Here is a 2,967-nt window from a genome sequence, read left to right on the forward strand (position 1 = left end):
TTTGTATCTCGAGAAAATAAAATAGGTGTCTGGGTAAACTTTCGTTTATTTTGACCAAACAGGCCCGTATTGTTTTACCACCGTGGTGTCTTCACTCGGTTGGTACCCTTAATGGGTTCGAAATACATTACAAAAGTATGAAAGAGTTTTCTATTTGCAAAATATTATTTAACAACTATCAAATTTGTCCCTCGGTGGTTCTCGTGTCTGTCTGTTGTGTCGTTTCTTGAAATTGCCCATTACGGCTTGTAGTTTATCGAAAGCGGGGGTTATACCAGAAAATTGGATTGGAAAAACTAATGCTTAATTAACTACCAATCTGCCTTTGGACAAATAAAACCCGCTTTTTGGGCAGGTGCAGTTAGCTGCTGTAAATTCAATTCCACAATTCTTTGCATTATTTTCTGGTTTCTCAAAATTTCTTTTTGTCCAGACCAAAATGAATTATTGGGGTCGTAAATATGCGTTGGTTCGCTTTTTGCTCCGTTGAGTTCTATTATAGAAAAATTTTCACCACGTTCTAATTCCTCAAAGGTATGGTACCGTATATCAAGTCTTCCAAAGTAAAATCCTGAAACTGACTTCAAAATGGTATTAAAGGTATGTTCTAATTTTTGAGAAATATAAACACCTCCGTCTAAAAATTCTGTCCCTCTATTATGATTTCCAAAGGGCACTAAACATCGCTTTTCGTTTTTTTGCAATACTTCGTTTAGATTAATTTCACCTCTAAGTTTTGAAATTTGAATTTCATAGCGAGGGATTTTCTTTAAAAGTTGCGCTATGGTTTCGTCCCCATTTCCTTCAACCGTTAAGAAATTTTTCAAGGTGAGCCCAGATATTTTACCATTATTCTCGTTGGGCATTCTACAATAAAACAAGCCTATTTCATTGGGGAAATCAATAAATTCTTGAATTAAAAAGTTTACTTTTTTTAAATGATAATAATTTTCTATCTCCAAAATTGAATACACTTTTACAACATCTATCCCTCTAAATCCAATGTCTGGTTTCAAAATTAGTGGGAATTTAAACTGCATTTCGGAAATTACTTTTTCAAAATTATATTTATCATTTTTATTAATCAAAAGGGTTTTAGGATAACTATTTTGTGGTAAAAGTTTATAAATGTCCAATTTAGAATCGCCATAAAACCCTCCATTTTTAATGCCTGTATTAGCATATTTATAAAATGAAAATGACCTATATTTTACCATCAACCAAACCCAATAAAAAAAAGTAGGCATATAGACAATGTATGCTGGCCAATATTCCCAGTTTGTGAATTTATGCAACCAAATTCTCATGCAATCAAATCTTCAATGATGGTGCAATTATTTGTAATTAAATCCCTATGTTCTAAAGTAAAACGCTTGGGCTCTATCACCGCTTGAGTTATATTTTTTGTAAGCAGTTCATTGTTTCTATTAATGATTAGTCCATTTGTGGTATCTTCTTTTTTTGTGTTGGTATGAAAATTGAAAAAATCATCGCCAGTAGCAACATTATTTTTAATGGCTAGAAAATCGTGCAGCCATCCTTCTCTTCTTGTAATGATGTCTTGCTCATAAAGGCTAGTTGAAGACCAAATATGGGATTTATTTTCATCCAAATTTATATGAGACTTTTTTATACCATCCCATCGAAATTGCATTAGTTTGCCATCGAAATAACTCACTATCGTGAAATTTTCAATTAAATGTAAATCTACTGATTGCCACTTTTCAATTATATTAATACTATCTACGATGTCTAATAGCACCAAGCCCCTGCTTTTTTTGTAGGAATGCTTAGGAATATGCTTTTTTTCTGCTCCATTGAGTAAAATTAGCACATTCCCCTTCTGATTTATAGTAAACCAAGTTCCATTATGAAGAGGGTCAATAGGGCAATAAACAGTAGAATGTTTTAACAATATCTTTTTTGGAGCTAAGGCAAGTGGACGTTTAATACTTTCATCTCGGTTTGAAGTAATAATAATTTGATTCTTGCCTTTGTAAAAACTTACTGTACACATTAGTTCCTGTATTTAATAGTTGATTTGGCTACTCCAAAATTTTCTGACAATTCGTTTTTGCCTAGCAATAAAAAAGAAATTTTTATAATCGCTTGATGATGAATACAATGCTCAATGTTATACATCAATTCTCTATAATAATTGGTTTCTATTATGGCTTCATTATTATTCCATTCGGTATTAAGATTTAGGCTTTTGTTGTCTTTTTCCAACAAACGAATGATGCTTGCAATAGATTCAACAGCAAAATCAATATTCAATTGAATTTCAATATTGCGTTTTCTTTTATCGTAATCTACATTGCCGGTTTCATATCCTTGCAACAGCTGTTGGAACAATTCAATAATATGTCTGGTATGATCGCCTATAGTACCATTACTTAGTAGGCTTATTTTTCGGGTGTATTCATCAAAAGATAAAGTATTGATGGATTCAATTAATTCCATCAATGCCTCTTTTGCCTCCAATATCATTGATTTGTCTTTCATTTGGTTTTCAATTTATCAGCAATATTTTATGAAGTTTATCCATTTTAGGTTTTATCACTGTTTTGCAATAAGGTTGTTCATTATGGAGTTCATGATTGTAGCTAGGGTTTTTAACAATTCTATTTGAATAGCCCAATTCTATTTTTGAAACACCTTTGAGCTTTTCAAAAATGGCTTCAGTGCACCAAAAGCAAGCACCAGCAAGTGTAATGGTCTCAGTAGTATTTTTTGAGATATTAGCTTTTTGAGGCTCAAATGATAGAGATGCCGAATTTACAGAAGAATGTATGCGTGTTTTAGTTGGACCATCATCAAAAATAGGCCCTAAATGCCCCTTGCATTGTGCAGAGGTAATTTCTGTTCTTCGCATTCCATGTATGTTATGTTCGGCTTGAATGATTTTTCTGCCTTCAATTTCTTTGTCAAAACTTGGCCAGCCACAATGTGATTCAAATTTCATAT

The 2,967-nt window shown here is 32.5% G+C and carries 4 protein-coding genes and 1 riboswitch; all 4 genes read right to left on the minus strand.

Going from position 1 to position 2,967, the window contains the following annotated elements:
* Positions 1–36 precede the first annotated feature (36 nt).
* A riboswitch (SAM-I-IV-variant riboswitch) is annotated at positions 37–131 on the minus strand.
* Between the two features lie 180 nt (positions 132–311).
* Positions 312–1,247, minus strand: coding sequence for a hypothetical protein (locus ACILQF_RS12280; protein WP_395627693.1), 936 nt, complete (start codon positions 1,245–1,247; stop codon positions 312–314).
* Between the two features lie 56 nt (positions 1,248–1,303).
* Positions 1,304–2,017, minus strand: coding sequence for an NRDE family protein (locus ACILQF_RS12285; RefSeq protein ID WP_395627694.1), 714 nt, complete (start codon positions 2,015–2,017; stop codon positions 1,304–1,306).
* Positions 2,017–2,505: a hypothetical protein gene (locus ACILQF_RS12290; protein WP_395627695.1), complete on the minus strand. Its 489-nt coding sequence runs from the start codon at positions 2,503–2,505 to the stop codon at positions 2,017–2,019. Before ACILQF_RS12290 ends, ACILQF_RS12285 begins: the two co-directional genes overlap by 1 nt.
* A 7-nt stretch (positions 2,506–2,512) precedes the next feature.
* Positions 2,513–2,967, minus strand: a 455-nt coding sequence (locus tag ACILQF_RS12295; RefSeq protein WP_395627696.1) for a peptide-methionine (R)-S-oxide reductase, incomplete at its 5' end; no start/stop codon positions are given.

The sequence above is a fragment of the Daejeonella sp. genome, from assembly GCF_044232565.1.
Classification (GTDB): domain Bacteria; phylum Bacteroidota; class Bacteroidia; order Sphingobacteriales; family Sphingobacteriaceae; genus Daejeonella.

What these genes read in the sequence shown, in the direction of transcription:
- ACILQF_RS12280 (WP_395627693.1), bottom strand. Translation starts at nt 1,247, where the DNA reads ATGCCTACTTTTTTTTATTGGGTTTGGTTGATGGTAAAATATAGGTCA.
- ACILQF_RS12290 (WP_395627695.1), bottom strand. Translation starts at nt 2,505, where the DNA reads ATGAAAGACAAATCAATGATATTGGAGGCAAAAGAGGCATTGATGGAA.
- ACILQF_RS12285 (WP_395627694.1), bottom strand. Translation starts at nt 2,017, where the DNA reads ATGTGTACAGTAAGTTTTTACAAAGGCAAGAATCAAATTATTATTACT.